The organism is Streptomyces sp. NPDC041814, assembly GCF_055590565.1.
This window is the reverse complement of the sequence record NZ_JBVJAM010000003.1, coordinates 363,503-382,142: the sequence shown is the minus strand read 5'-3', so window position 1 is coordinate 382,142 and position 18,640 is coordinate 363,503. Positions and strand designations below refer to the sequence as shown.

General features: G+C 72.4%; 19 protein-coding genes and 1 tRNA gene. 11 read left to right on the top strand and 9 right to left on the bottom strand.

What is annotated here, in order from left to right; translation table 11 throughout:
- The first annotated feature begins 35 nt into the window (after positions 1-35).
- Positions 36-109, top strand: a tRNA-Met gene (locus ACZ6C6_RS11385).
- 98 nt (positions 110-207) lie between these two features.
- Here ACZ6C6_RS11385 and ACZ6C6_RS11380 read toward each other — a convergent pair.
- Positions 208-627 carry a Fur family transcriptional regulator gene (locus tag ACZ6C6_RS11380; RefSeq protein WP_026171852.1) on the bottom strand — a complete coding sequence of 140 codons (420 nt, stop codon included), beginning with the start codon at positions 625-627 and terminating at the stop codon, positions 208-210.
- A 174-nt stretch (positions 628-801) separates the two neighbouring features.
- Here ACZ6C6_RS11380 and ACZ6C6_RS11375 point away from each other — a divergent pair, with 174 nt between their 5' ends.
- Positions 802-2,253, top strand: a complete 1,452-nt coding sequence (locus tag ACZ6C6_RS11375; RefSeq protein ID WP_469201485.1) for a catalase — start codon at positions 802-804, stop codon at positions 2,251-2,253.
- 72 nt (positions 2,254-2,325) lie between these two features.
- On the opposite strand, the gene ACZ6C6_RS11370 is transcribed toward ACZ6C6_RS11375, so the two are convergent.
- The 6 genes from ACZ6C6_RS11370 to ACZ6C6_RS11345 form a co-directional block, all read right to left on the bottom strand.
- Positions 2,326-2,727: a CBS domain-containing protein gene (locus tag ACZ6C6_RS11370; RefSeq protein ID WP_469201482.1), complete on the bottom strand. Its 402-nt coding sequence runs from the start codon at positions 2,725-2,727 to the stop codon at positions 2,326-2,328.
- A 185-nt stretch (positions 2,728-2,912) separates the two neighbouring features.
- Entirely contained in the window at positions 2,913-3,713 is an 801-nt protein-coding gene (hisN, locus tag ACZ6C6_RS11365; protein WP_445065163.1) for a histidinol-phosphatase, read from the bottom strand.
- A gap of 51 nt (positions 3,714-3,764) precedes the next feature.
- Positions 3,765-4,088 (bottom strand): DMT family transporter, encoded by a 324-nt coding sequence (locus ACZ6C6_RS11360; protein WP_073964058.1) that lies wholly within the window; start codon positions 4,086-4,088, stop codon positions 3,765-3,767.
- 110 nt (positions 4,089-4,198) lie between these two features.
- Complete coding sequence (rsgA, locus tag ACZ6C6_RS11355) at positions 4,199-5,215, bottom strand: ribosome small subunit-dependent GTPase A (RefSeq protein ID WP_469201479.1); 1,017 nt, start codon at positions 5,213-5,215, stop codon at positions 4,199-4,201.
- 3 nt (positions 5,216-5,218) lie between these two features.
- Positions 5,219-6,568, bottom strand: a complete 1,350-nt coding sequence (gene aroA, locus ACZ6C6_RS11350) for a 3-phosphoshikimate 1-carboxyvinyltransferase (RefSeq protein ID WP_469201477.1) — start codon at positions 6,566-6,568, stop codon at positions 5,219-5,221.
- Between the two features lie 37 nt (positions 6,569-6,605).
- Complete coding sequence (locus ACZ6C6_RS11345; protein WP_469201475.1) at positions 6,606-7,319, bottom strand: M50 family metallopeptidase; 714 nt, start codon at positions 7,317-7,319, stop codon at positions 6,606-6,608.
- 65 nt (positions 7,320-7,384) lie between these two features.
- Here ACZ6C6_RS11345 and ACZ6C6_RS11340 point away from each other — a divergent pair, with 65 nt between their 5' ends.
- The 9 genes from ACZ6C6_RS11340 (at position 7,385) to ACZ6C6_RS11300 (ending at position 15,562) form a co-directional block, all read left to right on the top strand.
- Positions 7,385-8,200, top strand: a complete 816-nt coding sequence (locus tag ACZ6C6_RS11340) for an SOS response-associated peptidase (protein ID WP_469201474.1) — start codon at positions 7,385-7,387, stop codon at positions 8,198-8,200.
- A 50-nt stretch (positions 8,201-8,250) separates the two neighbouring features.
- Entirely contained in the window at positions 8,251-8,910 is a 660-nt protein-coding gene (locus ACZ6C6_RS11335) for an alpha/beta hydrolase family protein (protein WP_469201472.1), read from the top strand.
- Positions 8,911-9,193: 283 nt separating this feature from the next.
- Entirely contained in the window at positions 9,194-9,850 is a 657-nt protein-coding gene (locus ACZ6C6_RS11330; RefSeq protein WP_018105559.1) for a sigma-70 family RNA polymerase sigma factor, read from the top strand.
- Complete coding sequence (rsrA, locus tag ACZ6C6_RS11325; RefSeq protein ID WP_164401170.1) at positions 9,847-10,167, top strand: mycothiol system anti-sigma-R factor; 321 nt, start codon at positions 9,847-9,849, stop codon at positions 10,165-10,167. The genes ACZ6C6_RS11330 and rsrA overlap by 4 nt, the downstream gene beginning before the upstream one ends.
- A gap of 109 nt (positions 10,168-10,276) precedes the next feature.
- Complete coding sequence (locus ACZ6C6_RS11320; RefSeq protein ID WP_469201468.1) at positions 10,277-11,641, top strand: HD-GYP domain-containing protein; 1,365 nt, start codon at positions 10,277-10,279, stop codon at positions 11,639-11,641.
- Positions 11,638-12,906, top strand: a complete 1,269-nt coding sequence (locus tag ACZ6C6_RS11315) for an HD-GYP domain-containing protein (protein WP_469201466.1) — start codon at positions 11,638-11,640, stop codon at positions 12,904-12,906. The genes ACZ6C6_RS11320 and ACZ6C6_RS11315 overlap by 4 nt, the downstream gene beginning before the upstream one ends.
- A gap of 91 nt (positions 12,907-12,997) precedes the next feature.
- Positions 12,998-13,990, top strand: coding sequence for a tetratricopeptide repeat protein (locus ACZ6C6_RS11310; protein WP_147970808.1), 993 nt, complete (start codon positions 12,998-13,000; stop codon positions 13,988-13,990).
- A gap of 59 nt (positions 13,991-14,049) precedes the next feature.
- Positions 14,050-14,688 carry a peptide deformylase gene (gene def, locus ACZ6C6_RS11305; protein WP_073964049.1) on the top strand — a complete coding sequence of 213 codons (639 nt, stop codon included), beginning with the start codon at positions 14,050-14,052 and terminating at the stop codon, positions 14,686-14,688.
- A 142-nt stretch (positions 14,689-14,830) separates the two neighbouring features.
- On the top strand, positions 14,831-15,562 hold the full coding sequence (locus tag ACZ6C6_RS11300; RefSeq protein WP_469201463.1) for a D-Ala-D-Ala carboxypeptidase family metallohydrolase: 732 nt from the start codon (positions 14,831-14,833) through the stop codon (positions 15,560-15,562).
- A 46-nt stretch (positions 15,563-15,608) separates the two neighbouring features.
- Here ACZ6C6_RS11300 and ACZ6C6_RS11295 read toward each other — a convergent pair whose 3' ends face one another.
- The gene (locus tag ACZ6C6_RS11295; RefSeq protein WP_469201461.1) at positions 15,609-17,519 is read right to left on the bottom strand and encodes a family 20 glycosylhydrolase; all 1,911 of its coding nucleotides are present in this window, start codon (positions 17,517-17,519) and stop codon (positions 15,609-15,611) included.
- Positions 17,520-17,607: 88 nt separating this feature from the next.
- Positions 17,608-18,582, bottom strand: coding sequence for a GlxA family transcriptional regulator (locus ACZ6C6_RS11290; RefSeq protein ID WP_469201459.1), 975 nt, complete (start codon positions 18,580-18,582; stop codon positions 17,608-17,610).
- Between the last annotated feature and the right edge of the window lie 58 nt (positions 18,583-18,640).

Genomic DNA, 18,640 nt, shown 5'->3' with positions numbered 1-18,640 from the left:
GTCCGAGCCGTCCCGTAGGGTTGTGAACACAACGACGCGGGGTGGAGCAGCTCGGTAGCTCGCTGGGCTCATAACCCAGAGGTCGCAGGTTCAAATCCTGTCCCCGCTACTGAAGGCCGAGGGCCGGATCTTTTCGGAGATCCGGCCCTCGGTCGTATGCCCGCACGCGAAAACCGCCCCCGGCGGGGGCGGTCCGATGTCCCGTCCTCAGGCAGCCGCGGCGCAGTCCGGGCAGATGCCCCGGTAGGTCAGTTCGACGCCCGAGATCGTGAAGCCGAAGCGCTCACCGGCCGGCAGGTCCGCCAGCGGGTCGCCCGACGGGTGCACGTCGCGGATGGCGCCGCACTGCGCGCACACCAGGTGGTGGTGGGCGCGGTGCGCGTTGGGGTCGTAGCGCTTGGCGCGGCGGTCGGTGGAGACCTCGATGACCTCGCCGAGGCTCACCATCTCGCCCAGCGTGTTGTAGACGGTGGCGCGGGAGATCTCGGGCAGCTTGGCCACCGCGCGGGCATGGACCTCGTCGGCGGTCAGGTGCACATGGTCCCCGTCGAGGACCTCGGCCACGACGCGTCGCTGCGCGGTCATGCGCCAGCCGCGTCCTCGAAGTCGTTCCAGCAGGTCACTCATGGCGCCATTCTAGCAGCGCACGGGCCAGGTCTTGAATAGGTGCGACTTTGGATGCTCAGTTGACTTGGACTTTGTCCAATGTAGGATCGCTTTCGGCGTCGGTCGGAGGACAGGAAGACCGGACGCGGGCACGGCATGAAGGCATGACGTGCGGAAACGACGCAGGAGGCGCACGTGACGCAGGGACCGCTCACCACGGAGGCAGGCGCACCGGTCGCCGACAACCAGAACAGCGAGACCGCCGGGCTCGGCGGCCCGGTCCTGGTGCAGGACCAGTCGCTGATGGAGAAGCTGGCGCACTTCAACCGCGAGCGCATCCCGGAGCGCGTGGTGCACGCCCGGGGCGCCGGGGCGTACGGAACGTTCACGCTGACCCGTGACGTGTCGCGGTGGACGCGGGCGAGGTTCCTCTCGGAGGTCGGCAAGCAGACCGAGACGTTCCTGCGCTTCTCCACCGTCGCGGGCAACCTCGGCGCCGCCGACGCCGTGCGCGACCCGCGCGGCTTCGCGCTGAAGTTCTACACCGAGGACGGCAACTACGACCTCGTCGGCAACAACACCCCGGTGTTCTTCATCCGGGACGCCATCAAGTTCCCCGACTTCATCCACACCCAGAAGCGCGACCCCTACACCGGCTCCCAGGAGGCGGACAACGTCTGGGACTTCTGGGGGCTCTCGCCCGAGTCCACCCACCAGGTGACCTGGCTCTTCGGCGACCGGGGCATCCCCGCCTCGTACCGGCACATGGACGGCTTCGGCTCGCACACCTACCAGTGGCAGAACGAGGCGGGCGAGGTCTTCTGGGTCAAGTACCACTTCAAGACGGACCAGGGCATCAAGAACCTCACCACCGAGGAGGCCGTCCGGCTCTCCGGTGTGGACCCGGACAGCCACCAGCGGGACCTGCGCGAGTCCATCGAGCGCGGCGACTTCCCGTCCTGGACGGTCCAGGTGCAGATCATGCCTGCGGCCGAGGCGGCGACGTACCGCTTCAACCCGTTCGACCTCACCAAGGTGTGGCCGCACGCGGACTACCCGCCGGTCGAGATCGGCAAGCTGGAGCTCAACCGCAACCCGGAGAACATCTTCGCCGAGGTCGAGCAGTCCGTCTTCAGCCCGGCGCACTTCGTCCCCGGCATCGGTCCGTCCCCGGACAAGATGCTCCAGGGCCGTCTCTTCGCGTACGGCGACGCGCACCGCTACCGCGTGGGCATCAACGCCGACCACCTCCCGGTGAACCGCCCGCACGCCACCGAGGCGCGGACCAACAGCCGGGACGGCTACCTGTACGACGGCCGCCACAAGGGCGCGAAGAACTACGAGCCCAACAGCTTCGGCGGCCCCGCGGAGACGGGCCGGCCGCTCTCGGGCGCCACCCCGGTCACCGGCTTCACCGGCAGCCACCCGACGCCGCTGCACGCCGAGGACGACGACTTCGTACAGGCCGGGAACCTCTACCGGCTCATGTCCGAGGACGAGAAGGCCCGGCTGGTCGACAACCTGTCCGGCTTCATCGCGAAGGTCTCGCGCGACGACATCGCCGAGCGCGCGATCGGCAACTTCCGCCGCGCCGACGAGGACTTCGGCAAGCGGCTGGAGGCGGCCGTGCAGGCGCTGCGCGCCTGAGTCCCCTCGGCCCGTACGACCGGCGCGGCCCCGCACCCGGGGGCCGGGCCGGTCGCGTGCGCGGGGCGGTCGTCAGCCGACCAGGGCGGCCGGACGGCGGGGCGCGGGCGTCCAGCAGCGGATGATGTCGCGCACCGAGACGACCCCGACCGGGCCGCCGTCGTCGAGGACGATCAGGTGGCGGAAGCCGCCGTGCGTCATGGCCGCCGCGGCCTCGTCGAGCGTCCAGCCGGGAGCGGCGAAGACCACGTCGGTGGTGGTGTGGGCGGAGGCCGTCTCGGTGTCGGGGTCCTGGCCCGAGCCGACGGCGTTGAGGATGTCGCGCTCGGTGAGGATGCCGAGCCCGCAGGTATCGGGGTCGTGGACGACGGCCGCGCCGATCCGGCGGGCCGACATCAGCCGGGCGGCCTGGCGCAGCGTATGGGCCGGGCCGATGGTGAGGACCACCGTGCTCATGGCGTCACGGACGAGCATGGAGAGTGCCACCTCCTCGGTGAAGCGACCGCGTGAGCCGATTCACAAGTTCACAAGTGGGGGAGTGCTCAGAGTCGCACCGATGCGGGAAGGCGACAAGGGGTCGCGAAGATCACAAAAGGGGCGCGCGGTCCCACCGCGCGCCCCTCGAATGCCCGTTACGCCGCCCTGTGGGCGGAGCGCGGTCAGTAACGCTGGTTCAGGTAACCCAGCAGTTCGCGGTGGAGCGCCCCATTCGACGCCGCGCCGTTCCCGCCGCCCGGCCCGTCCACACCGTCCAGACTGGTGAACCGGCCGCCCGCCTCCTGGACGACGATCGCGTTCGCCGCCATGTCCCACAGCGACAGCTCCGGCTCCGCGCACATGTCCACGGACCCCTCGGCGACCATCATGTACGGCCAGAAGTCCCCGTAGCCCCGGGTGCGCCAGCAGGCCCGGGTCAGGTCCAGGAAGCCGTCGAGCCGCCCCTGCTCCTCCCAGCCGGTCAGCGAGGAGTACGCGAACGAGGCGTCCGCGATCCGCTCCACCTGGGAGACCTGGAGCCGGGTCGCCGAGGTCAGGCTGCGGCCGGTGTACGCACCCGAGCCCTTCGCCGCCCACCAGCGCCGGCTCAGCGCGGGCGCGGACACGACCCCCACGACGGGCTGGAAGCCGTTCTCCCCGGCTTCCATGAGCGAGATCAGGGTCGCCCAGACGGGCACGCCCCGCACGTAGTTCTTGGTGCCGTCGATCGGGTCGATCACCCAGCGCCGCGGACCCGTGCCCTCGATGCCGTACTCCTCGCCCAGGATGGCGTCGCGCGGGCGCGCCCGGTGCAGATGGCCCCGGATCAACTCCTCGGCGGCCTTGTCGGCCTCGCTCACCGGCGTCATGTCCGGCTTGGTCTCGACCTTGAGGTCCAGAGCCTTGAACCGGTCCATCGTCACCGCGTCGGCGGCGTCCGCCAGTACGTGGGCCAGGCGCAGATCATCGTGGTAATCGGGCATGCCGTCACAGTATCGACCCGGCCGTGAGCCGGGCCACACGGGCCTGGGCGGTCAGTGCGCGGAGCCGGAGAGCTGGAGCCCGATCACGCCGAGGATCACCAGCGAGATCGACACCAGCTTGAGCGTGGAGACCACGTCCCCGAGGAAGATCATGCCGTAGATGGCCGTCCCCGCCGCGCCGATCCCGGTCCACACCGCGTACGCGGGCCCCACGTCGAGCTTCTTCAGCGAGAGGGTCAGCAGACCGAAGCTGCCCAGCGCGAAGACGCAGAACGCGATGGTCGGCCACAGCCGGGTGAAGCCGTGCGAGAGCTTCAGGCAGACCGCGAACCCGGTCTCCAGAAGTCCCGCGACCACGACCAGCAGCCATGCCATCGTCCGCACCCTCCCGCATTGCCGACCGCCCGCACCGGCCGATGCCGCTGGGCGTGATTATGCACTTACCGGAAGCGGGTGATCGCAAACGTGCCCGGCCCGGTCGCCGCTCAGTCGCCCTCGCGCCGACTGCGGGTGGAGAGCAGCCGGCGCAGCGAGTCCAGCCGCGCCGGGTCCGCGTGCCCGGCCGCCACCCAGGCGTCCAGCGCGCATTCCGGTTCGTGGCTGTCGTGGGTGCAGCCTCGCGGGCACTCCTCCGTACCGGGCTGGAGGTCCGGGAAGGCGTTGATGACCCGCGACGGGTCGATGTGGTTCAGCCCGAAGGAGCGCACCCCGGGGGTGTCGATCACCCAGCCCCGGTACCCCGGCAGCGGCAGCGCCAGGGCGGAGGTGGTGGTGTGGCGACCGCGGCCGGTCACCGCGTTCACGACCCCCGTGGTGCGCCGCTTCTCCTTCGGCACCAACGCGTTGACCAGCGTGGTCTTGCCGACGCCGGAGTGCCCGACGAAGGCCGTCACCCGGCCGTCGAGCTGCTCGCGGACCCGGTCGGCCGCGTCCCCGTTCTCCAGCTCCTCGCGGCTGGTGACGACGAACGGCACCCCCAGCGGGGTGTAGGCGCCCAGTAGCTGGTCCGGGGACGCGAGGTCGGACTTGGTCAGCACGAGGAGCGGGGAGAGCCCCCCGTCGTACGCGGCGACCAGGCACCGGTCGATCATGCGCGGACGCGGTTCCGGATCGGCCAGCGCGGTCACGATCGCCAGCTGGTCCGCGTTGGCCACGACCACCCGCTCGAACGGGTCGTCGTCGTCCGCCGTCCTGCGCAGCACCGAGCGGCGCTCACCGATGCGGACGATCCGGGCGAGGGTGTCCTTGTCGCCGGACAGGTCGCCGACGAGCGAGACGGTGTCGCCCACCACCGCGGCCTTGCGGCCCAGCTCGCGGGCCTTCATCGCGACGATCGTGCGGTCGCCGACCAGGACGGTGAGGCGGCCCCGGTCCACGGTGAGGACCATGCCGTCCTCGGCGTCCTCGTGCTTGGGCCGGATGTGGGTGCGCGGGCGGTTGCCCTTGCGGTTGGGGCGGACGCGGATGTCGTCCTCGTCGGGGTTCTTGCCGTAGCGGCGCATGTCTCAGGCCCCGAGCATTCCGGTCCACATCTGCGGGAAGTCCGGCAGGGTCTTGGCGGTCGTCGCCACGTTCTCGATCTCCACTCCGGGGACGGCAAGGCCGATGACGGACCCCGCGGTGGCCATCCGGTGGTCGTCGTACGTATGGAAGGTACCGCCGTGCAGCGGGCGCGGGCGGATGTGCAGGCCGTCCGCCGTCTCGGTGACGTCGCCGCCCAGCTCGTTGATCTCCTTGGTGAGCGCGGCCAGCCGGTCCGTCTCGTGCAGCCGCAGATGGGCGACGCCGCTCAGCGTGGAGGGGGAGTCGGCCAGCGCGGCCACGGCGGCGATGCCCGGGGTCAGCTCGCCGACCTCGGAGAGGTCCACGTCGATGCCGTGGATACGGCCGGAGCCGGTGAAGGTCAGCCCCCGCTCGGTGAGCTCGCAGCTGCCGCCCATCGCGGTGAAGATGTCGCGCAGCGCGTCACCGGGCTGCGTGGTGCTCACCGGCCAGTCCGGGATGGTCACCCGGCCGCCCGTGACCAGCGCCGCCGCCAGGAACGGCTGGGCGTTGGACAGGTCCGGCTCGACGGTCAGGTCGCGGCCGAGGAGCGCCGAGGGGGAGACCCGCCAGACGTTCGGCTCGCCGCCGGTCTCCGGCTCGTCCACCTGCGCGCCGACGGCCCGGAGCATGTCCACGGTCATCCGGATGTGCGGCATCGAGGGCAGCCGGTCGCCGGTGTGCCGGACCTCCACGCCCTGGTTGAAGCGCGGCGCGGACAGCAGCAGCGCCGAGACGAACTGGGAGGACGAGGAGGCGTCGATCGCGACCGGCCCGCCGTCCAGCGCTCCGCCGCCGTGCACGGTCATCGGCAGCGAGCCCCGGGAGTCGTCGTCGATCCGGGCGCCGAGGACCCGCAGGGCCTCGATCACACCGGTCAACGGGCGCTCGTAGGAGCGGGGATCGCCGTCGAAGCGGACGGGGCCCTCGGCGAGCGTGGCCACCGGCGGCAGGAAGCGCATGACCGTACCGGCGTTGCCGACGTCCACGGTGACCGGGCCGTGCAGCGGGGCCGGGATGACCCGCCACGCCTCGCCCCCGCCTTCCGGGCCGGCGGCCGCGCCGGTCGCCGACGAGCTGGAGGACACCGTCTCCTCGATGCGTACGCCCATCGCGCGGAGCGCGTCCGCCATCAGCAGGGTGTCCCGGGAGCGCAGCGGGCGGCGCAGCCAGCCCGGCTCCGAGGAGAGCGCGGCGAGCACCAGCGCGCGGTTGGTGACCGACTTGGAACCGGGCACGGTGACGGTCGCGTCGACGGCTCCGCTCGCGGTGGGAGCGGGCCAGAGGGCGGGGTGCACGGCGCTTTCGGTCATGCGCTCACTTTAGAGGTTTGACCCGGAGTGAGCCCGGTCACAGCCCCAGCAGCCAGCGTCCGCCGCCGATCAGGGAGCACAGCGACACCGCGTGGAAGAGGAACAGCCACAGCGCCGCCGGGACGTCGGTCAGCCGGGACAGCTGGTCCGCGTCCGAGTCCGGCGCCCCGCCGTGCCGCCGCTTCGACTGGAGCTCGAACACCGGGCGGACGCCGCCCAGCAGCAGGAACCACACCACGCTGTACGCGAACAGCGACTGCCAGGCGGGCGAGGCCAGCCACGACACCAGCAGGAACACCGAACCGGTGAGGATCACCGTCAGCGCCCCGTACACATTGCGGATCATCACCAGCATCACCGCGAGCAGCGCGGTCGCCAGCCACAGCAGCAGGGTGATCCGGCCGTCCACCAGCAGCCAGGCGCCGCCGAGCCCGAGCAGCGAGGGCGCGGTGTAGCCCGCCGCCGCGGTCAGCACCATCCCGATCCCGGTCGGCTTGCCCCGGCTCACCGTCAGGCCGCTGGTGTCCGAGTGCAGCCGGATGCCGGAGAGCTGCCGGCCGGAGAGCAGGGCGACCAGTCCGTGGCCGCCCTCGTGCGCGATGGTGATCGCGTTCCTGGACATCCGCCACAGGAGGTTCGGCACGACCGCGATGAGCGCCGCGGTCGCCGTCACCACCACCAGCCACTGCTCCGGGGCGGGCTGGGTGCCGGTGACGCGGTCCCACAGGTTGCCGAGATCGGTGCTGTCCATGGGGCGGGCGGCTCCTTGCCGGATCGGGGTCCGTTCGGGATGGCGGTCGTGGCAGTCTGGCACTTATGTGCGGACGGTATGCAGCGAGTCGGCGGCCCGAGGACCTGACCGGACTCTTCCAGGTGGAGAAGTGGGAACCGGCCGAGACGCTGGAACCCGACTACAACGTGGCGCCGACCAAGGAGGTCTACGCCGTACTGGAACGTCCTGTGAAAGACGCGGACGACCAGCGCCCGGTTCGCCAGATGCGGGCACTGAAATGGGGGCTCGTCCCGTCCTGGGCCAAGAACCCGGAGGGCGCCGCCCGGATGATCAACGCCAGGGCCGAGACCGTCCACGAGAAGCCGTCCTTCCGCCGCCCCTTCGTCTCCCGGCGCTGCATCCTGCCCGCAGACGGCTATTACGAGTGGGTGACCGGCTCCGAGGAACGGCAGCTGGAGGAGAAGGGGCGCCGCAAGCGCCCTCGCAAGCAGCCCTACTTCGTGACTCCGGCCGACGGCTCGGTCTTCGCGATGGCAGGTCTGTACGAGTTCTGGCGCGACCGCACCCTGCCCGACGACCACCCGCAGGCGTGGTGGGTCACCTGCTCGGTGATCACCACCGAGGCGGAGACCGGCCCGCTCGCGGTCGCCCCCGCCGACGGACCGGCCTCGCTCTCCGACATCCACCCCCGGATGCCGCTGATGCTCACCCCGGACCGCTGGGACGACTGGCTGGACCCCTCGCGCACCGACCCGGAGGAACTGCGCGCCCTGCTGGCACCGCCGCCGCCCGGCCTGATGCGCGCCTACCCGGTCGCGACCGCCGTCAGCAACGTCCGCAACAACGGGCCCGAACTCAAGGACGAGCTGGCCGAGCCCGAGGTGAGCACCCTCTTCTGAGGCGTACGCGGCTCGCGCCATCCCCGTACCGCCGGCCCGGTCTTGGTTGGATGGGCCCCGTGAACACCGACGACGTGACCCCCCGTGCCGAGACCGTCGAGACCGGGGCCGGCACCGCCCGCGTCACCTGGCTGGACGCCCCGGCCCCGCGCCTCGTGCTCGCCCTCGGCCACGGCGCCGGCGGCGGCATCGAGGCCCGTGACCTCAAGGCCCTCGGGGCCGCCCTGCCCGCGCACGGCGTGAGCGTCGCCCTCGTGGAGCAGCCCTGGCGGGTGGCCGGCAAGAAGCTCGCGCCCGCCCCGAAGACCCTGGACACCGGCTGGCGCGGAATCTGGCCGGTCCTCGCTGCCCCCGGGCTGCCGGTCGTCGCCGGGGGACGCAGCGCCGGGGCCCGCGTGGCCTGCCGGACCGCCGCCGGACTCGGTGCCCGGGCGGTCCTCGCGCTCAGCTTCCCGCTGCACCCGCCGGGCCGCCCCGAGAAGACCCGCGCCGACGAGCTGCTGGGCTGCGGGGTGGACGCCCTCGTCGTCCAGGGCGGCAACGACCCGTTCGGGAAGCCCGCCGAATTCCCGCCCGGCGACTACCGGATCACCGAAGTGCCGTACGGCGACCACGGCTTCTCCGTCCCCAAGAAGTCCGGGCTCACCGAGGAGCGGGCGATGGAGATCCTGACCGCGTCCGTCATCGACTGGCTGGCGGAGCCGGCGTGACGCGCGCCCCTCGAATCCCCGGGAATGCCCCGTGGGGGACCGCTGTTGTTCCGGACATCGGTACGCCAACGTCGTAAGTGGAGAGGGAGTCCGTCGCATGGGTTCGACCATCTGCCCACGTCGCTCGAACGCCGCTGACCTGGAGTGGACGGTCCTGCACGCGGCCAAGACCACTCCCGAGCGGTCACTCGGCGGAACGGAACGACAGCCCGCGCCGGACCAAGGTCGACTATTCTCCGATTCGAGCGGGTCCGGTTTCGGCTCCGCCCCAGCGTTGGAGGAGGTGGGTCCGGTCACTGGGACCGACACAGGGACCGACGACGGCCGCCCGCAGGAGACGACGGCCGAGCGCAACGCGCGTTTCGAGCGCGACGCCCTCGGTTTCCTCGACCAGATGTACTCGGCAGCCCTGCGCATGACGCGCAATCCCGCGGACGCCGAGGACCTGGTCCAGGAGACGTACGCCAAGGCGTACGGCTCCTTCCACCAGTTCCGTGAGGGCACCAACCTCAAGGCGTGGATGTACCGCATCCTCACCAACACCTTCATCAACTCGTACCGGAAGAAGCAGCGCGAACCCCAGCGCAGCGCCGCCGAGGAGATCGAGGACTGGCAGCTGGCCCGCGCCGAGTCGCACATGTCGACCGGACTGCGCTCCGCCGAGTCGCAGGCTCTCGACCACCTGCCCGACTCGGACGTGAAGTCCGCGCTGCAGGCGATCCCGGAGGAGTTCCGCATCGCGGTCTATCTCGCCGATGTCGAGGGCTTTGCCTACAAGGAGATCGCGGACATCATGGGGACTCCCATCGGTACGGTGATGTCCCGACTGCACCGGGGCCGCCGTCAACTGCGCGGCATGCTGGAGGACTACGCCCGTGACCGCGGGCTCGTCCCGGCCGGCGCCGGGGAGTCGGACGATCGGAAAGGCTCGGGCTCATGAGCTGCGGAGAGCCGCACGAGACGGAGTGCGCAGAGGTCCTCGACCACCTCTACGAGTTTCTTGACCGGGAGATGCCCGACAGCGACTGCACCAAGTTCGAGGAGCACTTCGTCGAGTGCTCCCCGTGCCTGGAGAAGTACGGCCTGGAGCAGGCCGTCAAGAAGCTGGTGAAGCGCTGCTGCGGCCAGGACGACGTGCCGGCCGACCTGCGCTCCAAGGTGATGGGCCGCATCGACCTCATCCGCTCGGGACAGGCGGTGCCGGAACAGGACGTCGCCGTCTCCGGACCCGAGGTACCGAGCGCGGCCAAGGAGTAGCCGCTCCTCGCTTCACCCGAACGTGCTAATCGCCCCCAACGGCACCCGCCGGGACCACCCCCCTCGTTAGCGTGGCCCCTTCACGAGCGGAGCTGGGGGGCGAGCGAGGGTGAGAGCCACACGCGGGGCGGCGCGGGCCCATATCGGCGTCGTCGCCCTCGGCGCGGCCGTGTGCGCCGCGCCCGCCCTGCGCCCGGGCACCCCCTGGACGACGGTCGCCCTGCTCGCCGGGCTCCACCTCGTCTGCGAACTCCTCGCCCGCCGCCCCTCCCCGGCCGGCTCCGTCGGGGCGGGCGCCGCCTTCCCGCTGCTGCTCGCCGCCGCGTTCCTGCTCCCGCCCCCGGCGGCGGCCCTCGTCGCCGTCCCGGGCTCCCTCGCGGGCCGGGCCGGCAAACCACCCGCCGCCGCCCGCCGGATCTGGCGCGCGGCCGAGTCGGCCGTCGCCGTCTGGACGGCCGCCCGCGTCCACACACTGCTCGGCGGGCCCGCCGCGCTCGGCAGCCCGCCCGACCTGCCCTACGCGCTGCTGCCCGTCTGTGCGGCGGCCCTCGCCCTCAGCGTCGTGCTCGCCGCCCTCGACGGCTCGATCCTGCTCGTCGCGGAACAGCTGCCGGCCCGGCGCGCCTGGCGCGGGATCCTGCCGCGCTCGCTCGCCCCCCACCTGGTGCACGGCCTCGCCGGACTGATGATGGCCGTCCTCTGGAACAGCTCGTACGGGCCGCTCGCCGCGCTCTTCGTGCTGCTGCCCATGTACATCTCCGGCTGGGTCTACGCGCAGTACCACCGCGAGCACGCCGCGCACCGGGCCACCATCAGGGCGCTCGTCCAGGCCGTCGACATCAAGGACACCTACACCCGGGGCCACAGCGAACGGGTCGGCCGCGCCTCGGTCCTCATCGCGCATGAACTGGGCCTCGACCGGGACCGCGTCGAGGTCCTCCGGTTCGCCGGCATCCTCCACGACGTCGGCAAGCTGGGTGTCCCCACCCGGGTCCTGCGCAAGGACGGCCCCCTCACCCCCGAGGAGCGGCGCGTCATCGAGCTGCACCCGGAGTACGGGCACGAGATCGTCCGGGGCATCGGCTTCCTCGGCGAGGCCAGGGCCGCGATCCTGCACCACCACGAACGCCTCGACGGCAGCGGCTACCCGTACGGGCTCTCCGGCCGGGGCATCCCCGAATGCGCCCGCATCGTCGCCGTCGCCGACGCCTTCGACGCCATGACCTCCACCCGCTCCTACCGGCGGGGCCGGCCGGTCCCGGTCGCCGTGGAGGAGCTGAAGCGGTGCGCGGGCACGCAGTTCGACCCGCAGATGGTGCGGGCCCTGGCGCGCGGCCTGGAGCGGTACGGCTGGTTCGGGGCCGTCACCGCGGACGACGCGCAGCTGCCGCCGCCCCGGGAGGAGCCCGCCGGGCCCGCCCCGGCGCCGCTGAGCCCCCGGCCGGACGGTGCCGACGGGCAGGGCGGCCGGTGACCGCCGGGCCCGCGACCCTGGGGCTGCGCGGCGCCGCCCTTCTGCTCGCCGCCGCCGGACTCGGGTACACCCTGTGGCGCGGGGTCCACGATCCCGGGCACGCCCTCGCCTTCGGCGCCCTCGTCACCATCGGGGAACTGGCCCGCTGGGGCGCCCTCCCCGGGGAGCGGGAACCCGCGCCCCTCGGGGCCGCCGGGGCCCTCGCCTACGCCCTGCTCGGGCGCAGCGGCGGGCAGCCCACCAGCCACGGGGTCCTCCAGGTCGTCGCCGTCGTCGCCGCCGCCCAGCTCGTCGCCTCGGTGCCGCAGCTGGCGCGGGGCGACGGGCCGGGCGCCGACCAGGTGGCCCGGCGGCTGCTCACCGTGGCCTTCGCGGCGGTCTGCTTCCAGCCGCTGTACAACGCGGGCCGCAGCGAGAAGTGGTTCGGCGACGGTCCGTACTACGCGGCCTTCCTGCTCCTGCTGCTCGGCCTGACCGCCCTCTGCGACGCCGTACTCGCCGCGCTCCTGCACCGCGCCCGCACCCGGCCGCGCGGCTCCCGAGCCGCCCCCGCCCCGTACGGGCCGCTGCTCCGCGACGAGCTGCGGGCGCTCACCGGGATCGGCTCGGCCGTCTGCGCGACCGGCGCGGTCATGGCGCTCGGGGTGGCCGCCGCCGGCCTGTGGGCGCTGCCCGTGCTCTGCGTACCGCTGCTGCTCACCCAGCTCTCGTACCGCAGGTTCGCGGCCGTGCGCACCACGTACCGGCAGACCATCGCCTCGCTCGCCCGGTCCACCGAGATCGCCGGCTACACCCCGCACGGCCACGCCCGCCGGGTGGCTGAGCTGTGCACGGCCGTCGGGCGCGAGATGGGCCTGTCCGGGCCGGAGCTCACGGTGCTGGAGTACGCGGCGCTGATGCACGACATCGGCCAGCTCTCCCTGGTCGACCCGGTGCCGGACGGGGCGACGGCCCTGCTGCCGGCCGTCGAGCAGCGCCGGATCGCGCTGCTCGGTGGCGCGGTGGTCCGGCAGACCGGGGTGGACGCGAAGGTGGCCGTCGTGGTGGAGCGGCAGGCCGACCCGTACCGCGAGCAGCCGCTGTCCGCCAGGATCGTCCGGGCGGTGAACGCATACGACGACCTCAGCGGGGAAAGTCTCTCCGGGCCACTGGGTGCGCTGGAACAGCTCAGGCTCGGCACCGGGCGCGACTACCAGCCGCAGGTGGTGGAGTCGCTGGCCCGGGTGCTGGCCCGGGGCGGTCTGACCCCCGTCCCGCCCGGGTAACCGATGGGTAATGAGCGGGCCCCGGGCCCGGCATGGTTGGATGCGAAGAGAGCGGTAGAACGAGGGTGTCCAGTCGGGACAGGCGGGAATCGTGAGGATCTTCGGGAAGGTACGGCATCGGCCGTCCGCCTCTTGGCGGCAGGCCACGGACCGCGCGTTCACGCTGATCGGCGACGGCCGGTACGAGGACGCGGGGGCGCTGCTGACGCGCGCGGCGGACCTGGAGCCCTGGCTCTCCGAGTCGTGGTTCAACCTGGCGCTGCTGCACAAGTTCCGGCACGACTGGGAGCAGGCGAGGGCCGCCGGGCTGCGGGCCGTCGCCCTGCTCGACAAGGAGTCCGGAGCGCCGGACTGGTGGAACGTGGGCATCGCCGCGACCGCCCTTCAGGACTGGCCGCTGGCGCGCCGCGCCTGGCAGGCGTACGGGCTGAAGGTCCCCGGTGGCGGGCAGCAGACCCCGGCCGCGGGCAACGAGCCGGTCGGCATGGAGCTGGGCAGCGCGGCGGTCCGGCTGTCGCCGGAGGGCGAGGCCGAGGTCGTGTGGGGCCGCCGTCTCGACCCGGCCCGGATAGAGGTGCTGTCGATCCCGCTGCCGTCGTCCGGGCGGCGCTGGGGCGAGGTCGTGCTGCACGACGGGGTGCCGAACGGCGAACGGATCACCGCGGCGGGCCCGTCCTACCCGGTGTTCGACGAGATCGAGCTGTGGGCCCCGTCGCCCGTGCCGACCTGGGTGGTGCTGCTGGAGGCGGCCACGGAGGCGGACCGGGACGCGCTGGAGCAGCTGGCCTCGGACGCGGGCTTCGCCGCCGAGGACTGGTCCTCGTCGGTGCGGCTGCTGTGCCGGTCCTGTTCGGAGAGCCGGATGGAGAGCGACGAGGGCGACGGCGAGCACTTGGACCCGCACGACCACAGCGAGCCGGGGCATCCGGGCCCGCTGGGCCACCGCACGGCCGGTGAGCTGTGGGTGCCGGAGCGTGAGTGCGGCCTCGCGGCCCCGGCCGGTCTGGTGCGCGGGCTGCTGGACGGCTGGGTGGCGGACAGCCCGGACAGCCGCGAGTGGCGCGATCTCGAAGAAGTCTGCTGAGCGCTGCCCGTAGTCTGTGTACGCACCGATTCGGGTTTTGAGGAAGGCGTACGGCGGACATGGCGCAGCAGGAGACGGACGAGCAGGTCAGCGTCGACGAGGAGGGATTCCTCATCGACACCGAGGACTGTGAGGCGCGCGAGACGGCCCACCGCGAGCGCGGTACCTCCCGTCCGATCACGGTCGTGGGCAACCCGGTCCTGCACAAGGAGTGCAAGGACGTCACGGAGTTCGGCGACGAGCTGGCCGCGCTGATCGACGACATGTTCGCGAGCCAGCGCACGGCGGAGGGCGTCGGCCTGGCCGCCAACCAGATCGGCGTCGACCTCAAGGTCTTCGTCTACGACTGCCCCGACGACGAGGGCGTGCGGCATGTAGGCGCCATCTGCAACCCGGTCCTCGAGGAGCTGCCGCCCGAGGCGCGGGTCCTGGACGACTCCGGCGAGGGCTGCCTCTCCGTGCCGACGGCGTACGCCAAGCTGGCCCGCCCGGACTACGCGGTGGTGCGCGGGCAGGACGCCAAGGGCAATCCGGTCCGGGTGCGCGGCACGGGGTACTTCGCCCGCTGCCTCCAGCACGAGACGGACCACCTGTACGGCTACCTGTACATCGACCGGCTCTCCAAGCGCGAGCGCAAGGACGCGCTGCGGCAGATGGCGGAGAACACCCCGCGCTACGAGGTCGTCCCGAACGACTGACCCCGGCGACGAACGCGGCGCGGGCCCGTCCCGCGCCGCGTTCGTCTTTCCGTCAACCACCGTTTCTACACGCGTAGTTGACGGGCACCGTCTCATCCGACAGGCTCGTGCACCACACCTCCGACTGTGGTTGGGAGCTCCCGTGATCAGACGTTCCGCACGACTCCTGCTCAGCCTTGTCATGACCATGGCCTTCGCCTTGGGCGGTGCCGTGGTCACCGCAGGCACCGCGCACGCCGACGACTGCTACACCTGGTCCCGCACCCTGAGTCCCGGTGCCACCGGCAGCGACGTGCAGCAGCTCCAGATCCGGGTCGCCGGCTACCCCGGCTACAACTCGGTGCTGGCCATCGACGGCTCGTACGGTCCCGCCACCACCGCCGCCGTCAAGCGCTTCCAGGCCGCGTACGGGCTGGCCGCCGACGGCATCGCCGGGCCCGCCACGCAGGCCAAGATCTACGCCCTCCAGGACAGCGACTGCACCCCGGCGCACTTCACGTACGCCGAGATGAACCGCTGCAACAGCACCTGGTCGGGCGGCGCGGTCTCGGCGGCCACGGCGAAGGCCAACGCGCTGAGCACCATGTGGAAGCTGGAGGCCCTGCGCCACGCGCTCGGCGACCGGCCGATCAACATCAACAGCGGGTTCCGCTCGACGTCGTGCAACAGCGCCGTCGGCGGAGCCTCGAACAGCCGGCACTTGTACGGTGACGCGGCGGACCTCGGCGGGATCGCGTTCTGCACCCTCGCCACGCAGGCCCGCTACCACGGGTTCAACGGGATCCTCGGCCCGGGCTACCCGGACCACAACGACCACGTCCACGTGAACCAGGGCCCCAGCCACTACTGGTCGGCGCCCAACTGCGGTATCTGACCGAAGCGGTGGGGCCCGCCGGTGTCGGCGGGCCCCGACCGCGCGGTTACGCCCCCGCGCGCAGCGGCGTGCCGCCCGTGGTCTGCACCGCCGCGCCGTCGGCGGAGCGCTCGGTCAGGCGCAGCTGCGAGATCGCGTTGCGCAGGACGAACGCCCCGTGGCCGGCGTCCAGCTGCCAGCGCTGGGTGCGCGTGCCCGCCGAGCAGGCCCCGAGCGACAGTTCGGCGCCCACCTCCAGCGGGGCGCCGAGGTACTTCCTGCCGCGCACCGCGTCCAGGCACAGCCCGTCCGCCGAGCGGACCGTGTAGTAGCCGTCGGCGGTCGCGGTGAGCGTCCAGGACGCCTCGGAGCCCTTGACCAGGGCCACCCCGGAGTCCGCGGCCGGGGCCAGCGCCTTCGCGCCGGACGTCAGCCGGTAGGTGCCGTCGGGCAGCGGCGCGCGGTCGGTGTCCGCCCAGCCGGGGGCATGCCCGATGCGGCGGGCCATGGCCTCGAAACCGGCGTACGTCGCGCTGGGCCTGGGCCCGCCCCAGGTGGCCTGGGCGAGGAAGCGCAGCGGCATGAAGACCTTCGCCTCGACCTCGTTCTCGGTCTCGGCCGCCGCGCTGTCCGGCCACAGGCTGATCTTCGCGCCGGTCAGGTTGGCCGCCCCGGCCGGCAGCGTCTCGCCCTCGAAGCGCAGGGGCGTCCAGTCGCTCTCGTACAGCTCCCGGGTCCTGGTGGTGTAGCCGCCGCGCACCAGGTACAGCGCGTAGGCGGAGTTCATCACCGGGCGGCCCTCGGCGAGCAGGGCGGACGGTTTCTGGATGGCGCCGCCGCCGAGCCAGTGCTCGACGGTGATGTCCCGGTCCAGCGGGACGAGGGTGTTGCGGCCCAGCAGCCCGTCGTTCCAGATGCGCAGCGAGCGGCCCCGCTCCTTCACGTGGGCGTTGACCTGGTTGACGAAGTCCACGAACAGGTCGTCCGGGGTGGCCGACGCGCCGAACTTCGCGATGGCCGCCGCCTGGAGCTGCGGGTAGTCCGGGTAGGAGGAGCCGAGCATGTACTCGTCGGCGCCCATGTGCCAGGTGCCGGTGCCCCAGACGTCCAGGGCCTCGTCGACCAGCGAGGTGTAGTACGTCAGCGCCTCGGGCCGCGAGATGTCCAGGCGGGGCGGGGAGGCCACGCCGTCCTTGTCCTTGAGCTGGAGCTCCGGGTGGTTCTCCAGGTAGGGGTCCATGTGGCCGGGGGAGTTGATCTCCGGGACCAGTTCGATGTGGTACTTCCTCGCCATCGCGGCCAGCGCGCGGATCTGCGGCTTGGTGTAGTAGCCCCAGAACGCCGACTCCGGGTCGGTGTCGCTGCGGACCTTCGCCTCGATCCAGAGCTGGTTGAGCTTCTGGGACGCCATGTCCTTCATCAGCCGCTCGAACCAGGGCAGCGACACGTTGATGTAGCAGGCGCAGACCCCGACCCCGCGCTCCCGGTACGCGGGTACGTCGGACGCCGAGCCGCGCGCGGCCCGCCCGTCGTCGTTCAGCAACTGGAGCACCGTTCGCGAGCCGTAGAACACGCCCGCCGAGGTGGCCGCCGTGACCGTGACCCGGTCGCCGACGTCGAGCCGGTAGCCCTCCGCCCCGAGCAAGCCCTTCAGCGAGGCGTCCTGGCGCAGCACGATGTCACCGGCGCGCGCCCGGCCCCGGGCCACCTGCTGCCTGCCCGCCAGCTCACCGGCGAACCGGGCCGCGTCGTCCGCCGTACGCCGTTCTCGCACCCCGTCCAGCACGATCCTGGCCCGGTCGGTGAGGACGAACTCCCCGCTGCCCGGCTGCCACTGGCGCAGCGAGGGCAGCACCTCCGGCGGCGGGGTGGTCGCCCGGGCCTCCTCGGCCGAGGCGGTCTGCCAGGGGAGCAGGGTGGCGGCGAGCGCGGCCACCACGGCCCCGATGGTCCTTCGTCTTGCCTTCCGCATCTCCATGGGCCCGACCCTGGCGCGCGGGCCCGACTCCGGTCCATGGACATGTCACGCGATCGGTTGGACGAATGATCCGATGACGGCCCCGGGGTCAGGCCGCCTCGCCGACCGCCGACGGGCCCCGGAAGGTGCGCCGGTACGCCTGTGGCGTGGTGTCCAGCGCCCGTACGAACTGGTGGCGCAGCGCCGCCGCCGTCCCGAAGCCGGTGCGGTCGGCGATGGTGTCGACGGTTTCGTCGGATGTCTCCAGCAGGTGCTGGGCCAGCAGGACGCGCTGGCGCAGCAGCCAGCGGTACGGAGTGGTCCCGGTCTCCTGCTGGAAGCGGCGGGCGAAGGTGCGCGGCGACATGTGCGCCCGGTCCGCGAGCTGCTCGACGGTCATCTCGCGGTCGAGGTGGCGCTCCATCCAGGCCAGCGTGTCGCCCACCGTGTCGCAGCGGGTGCGTGGCAGCGGCCGCTGGATGTACTGCGCCTGCCCGCCGTCCCGGTGCGGCGGCACCACCATCCGCCGGGCGATGGTGTTGGCGGCGGCCGGTCCGTACGCCTGCCGGACCAGGTGCAGGCAGGCGTCGATCCCCGCCGCCGTCCCCGCCGACGTGGTGACCGGCCCGTCCTCCACGTACAGCACGTCCGGCTCGACGGCGGCCTCGGGGAAGCGGCGGGCCAGGTCGTCGGCGTGTCGCCAGTGCGTGGTGCAGCGGCGGCCGTCCAGCAGTCCGGCCGCGCCCAGGAGGTAGGCCCCCGAGCAGACGCTGAGCACCTGGGCGCCCCGCTCCACGGCCCGGCGCAGTGCGGTGAGGACCTCCTCGGGGAACTCGCGCTCCCCGAAGCGGCCGCCGGCCGGTACGGCGACGAGGTCGGCCTCCTCCAGCCGGTCGAGGCCGTAGGGGGTGCTGATCGTGAAGCCGGCGTGGGTCCGGAGCTGGGGTCCCTCGCCGGAGACCACTGCGAAATCGTGCACCGGCAGGCCCTCGTCGCTCCGGTCGAGGCCGAAGACCTCGCAGAGCACGCCGAGTTCGAAGGGGTGGACGTCATCGAGCATCAGGGCGGCGACGTTGTTCAGCATGGACCCAGTGTGGCAGTAATTCGATGTCCTATGACAGTCCTGCCACTGCCGCTTCTTC

Excerpts from the sequence above, each read along its gene's own strand:
- ACZ6C6_RS11335 (WP_469201472.1), top strand. The coding sequence starts at position 8,251 with ATGGGCCCCGTGAACACCGACGACGTGACCCCCCGTGCCGAGACCGTC.
- ACZ6C6_RS11370 (WP_469201482.1), bottom strand. The coding sequence starts at position 2,727 with ATGCTCGTCCGTGACGCCATGAGCACGGTGGTCCTCACCATCGGCCCG.
- ACZ6C6_RS11360 (WP_073964058.1), bottom strand. The coding sequence starts at position 4,088 with ATGGCATGGCTGCTGGTCGTGGTCGCGGGACTTCTGGAGACCGGGTTC.
- def (WP_073964049.1), top strand. The coding sequence starts at position 14,050 with ATGGCGCAGCAGGAGACGGACGAGCAGGTCAGCGTCGACGAGGAGGGA.
- rsgA (WP_469201479.1), bottom strand. The coding sequence starts at position 5,215 with ATGCGCCGCTACGGCAAGAACCCCGACGAGGACGACATCCGCGTCCGC.
- ACZ6C6_RS11345 (WP_469201475.1), bottom strand. The coding sequence starts at position 7,319 with ATGGACAGCACCGATCTCGGCAACCTGTGGGACCGCGTCACCGGCACC.
- hisN (WP_445065163.1), bottom strand. The coding sequence starts at position 3,713 with ATGCCCGATTACCACGATGATCTGCGCCTGGCCCACGTACTGGCGGAC.
- ACZ6C6_RS11340 (WP_469201474.1), top strand. The coding sequence starts at position 7,385 with ATGTGCGGACGGTATGCAGCGAGTCGGCGGCCCGAGGACCTGACCGGA.
- rsrA (WP_164401170.1), top strand. The coding sequence starts at position 9,847 with ATGAGCTGCGGAGAGCCGCACGAGACGGAGTGCGCAGAGGTCCTCGAC.
- ACZ6C6_RS11290 (WP_469201459.1), bottom strand. The coding sequence starts at position 18,582 with ATGCTGAACAACGTCGCCGCCCTGATGCTCGATGACGTCCACCCCTTC.
- ACZ6C6_RS11295 (WP_469201461.1), bottom strand. The coding sequence starts at position 17,519 with ATGGAGATGCGGAAGGCAAGACGAAGGACCATCGGGGCCGTGGTGGCC.
- ACZ6C6_RS11380 (WP_026171852.1), bottom strand. The coding sequence starts at position 627 with ATGAGTGACCTGCTGGAACGACTTCGAGGACGCGGCTGGCGCATGACC.
- aroA (WP_469201477.1), bottom strand. The coding sequence starts at position 6,568 with ATGACCGAAAGCGCCGTGCACCCCGCCCTCTGGCCCGCTCCCACCGCG.